1 rRNA gene (running past one end of the window) is annotated in these 1,442 nt (G+C 50.3%); it reads left to right on the plus strand.

What is annotated here, in order from left to right:
- A 23S ribosomal RNA gene (locus AC1RL4_RS29180) occupies positions 1-1,442 on the plus strand (its annotated part continues 1,495 nt past the right edge of the window); the annotation flags it as partial.

Here is a 1,442-nt window from a genome sequence, read left to right on the forward strand (position 1 = left end):
CCATCATAAGATGGTTATCTTGTACTGAATACATAGGTGCAAGAGGCGAACCAGGGGAACTGAAACATCTAAGTACCCTGAGGAAAAGAAATCAACCGAGATTCCCTTAGTAGTGGCGAGCGAACGGGGACTAGCCCTTAAGTGGCTTTGAGATTAGCGGAACGCTCTGGAAAGTGCGGCCATAGTGGGTGATAGCCCTGTACGCGAAAATCTCTTAGTCATGAAATCGAGTAGGACGGAGCACGAGAAACTTTGTCTGAATATGGGGGGACCATCCTCCAAGGCTAAATACTACTGACTGACCGATAGTGAACTAGTACCGTGAGGGAAAGGCGAAAAGAACCCCGGAGAGGGGAGTGAAATAGATCCTGAAACCGTATGCGTACAAGCAGTGGGAGCCCACTTTGTTGGGTGACTGCGTACCTTTTGTATAATGGGTCAGCGACTTATTTTCAGTGGCGAGCTTAACCGAATAGGGGAGGCGTAGCGAAAGCGAGTCTTAATAGGGCGTCTAGTCGCTGGGAATAGACCCGAAACCGGGCGATCTATCCATGGGCAGGTTGAAGGTTAGGTAACACTGACTGGAGGACCGAACCGACTACCGTTGAAAAGTTAGCGGATGACCTGTGGATCGGAGTGAAAGGCTAATCAAGCTCGGAGATAGCTGGTTCTCCTCGAAAGCTATTTAGGTAGCGCCTCATGTATCACTGTAGGGGGTAGAGCACTGTTTCGGCTAGGGGGTCATCCCGACTTACCAAACCGATGCAAACTCCGAATACCTACAAGTGCCGAGCATGGGAGACACACGGCGGGTGCTAACGTCCGTCGTGAAAAGGGAAACAACCCAGACCGTCAGCTAAGGTCCCAAAGTTATGGTTAAGTGGGAAACGATGTGGGAAGGCTTAGACAGCTAGGAGGTTGGCTTAGAAGCAGCCACCCTTTAAAGAAAGCGTAATAGCTCACTAGTCGAGTCGGCCTGCGCGGAAGATGTAACGGGGCTCAAACCATACACCGAAGCTACGGGTATCACTTAGGTGATGCGGTAGAGGAGCGTTCTGTAAGCCTGTGAAGGTGAGTTGAGAAGCTTGCTGGAGGTATCAGAAGTGCGAATGCTGACATGAGTAACGACAATGGGTGTGAAAAACACCCACGCCGAAAGACCAAGGTTTCCTGCGCAACGTTAATCGACGCAGGGTTAGTCGGTCCCTAAGGCGAGGCTGAAAAGCGTAGTCGATGGAAAACAGGTTAATATTCCTGTACTTCTGGTTATTGCGATGGAGGGACGGAGAAGGCTAGGCCAGCTTGGCGTTGGTTGTCCAAGTTTAAGGTGGTAGGCTGGAATCTTAGGTAAATCCGGGATTCCAAGGCCGAGAGCTGATGACGAGTGTTCTTTTAGAACACGAAGTGGTTGATGCCATGCTTCCAAGAAAAGCTTCTAAGCT

The sequence above is a fragment of the Pseudomonas sp. GW822-FHT07A10 genome (assembly GCF_058798795.1).